This window comes from Vibrio sp. OPT46 (assembly GCF_015163535.1).
GTDB lineage: Bacteria > Pseudomonadota > Gammaproteobacteria > Enterobacterales > Vibrionaceae > Vibrio > Vibrio alginolyticus.
In genome coordinates, this window is record NZ_JADDYG010000228.1 from 1 (window position 1) to 635 (window position 635).

At 41.9% G+C, this 635-nt stretch carries 1 protein-coding gene; it reads right to left on the reverse strand.

What is annotated here, in order from left to right; translation table 11 throughout:
• Positions 1 to 635: hypothetical protein (locus tag IQR33_RS09285; protein ID WP_193843656.1), on the reverse strand; the 635-nt coding region annotated here is incomplete at both ends.

The window sequence follows — 635 nt, forward strand, 5'->3', positions numbered from 1 at the left end:
GGTATATTTGTACTCATTACATTGTCTAATGAAAAACCTACTCCAGATGAAGCTAATTGCATCATTCCATTCATACGGCTAAACGCTAGAGGAGCCATCATCCAGCCCCCTTCTGTTAACTCTTCGACCAGCGAGGATGAGCCTGATATGCTGATATTCGCTTTAGAACTACCGCAGCGACTTGCTTCATATTGACCCTGCCAAGACTGAGATAACTCCCCCATATAACCGCGCTCTACAACTTTAGACTTACACATTGCTAAATCAACGTGCGCTTTGAATAGGTTTTCAGCTAACTCTTTAGAGCCTAATTCATTGAGTAAATATTCACGATAATAAGAGTCATCACTTCTTCGCATTGCCGTTACATATTTTGATAAATCTGCGTTCTTCAGCCGCGATAACATACTCGATACAAGCGTGTGTAATTCTGACATGAAAGTGAACGTAGCCTCTGTACCGTAGTAGTTCGAGTAATATGCAAGCTTTTGCTCCACTGATGAGCTAGCAGTAGGTTTACGGGCGAAATCAAACCTGATTGAACCACAGGCTCCTCCACGAAATTCTAAAATAGCGCCAGTATTTTCAGCCCCATTCTTTCCTATAGGCTCATCGACATAATTAAGAGAAGAAGA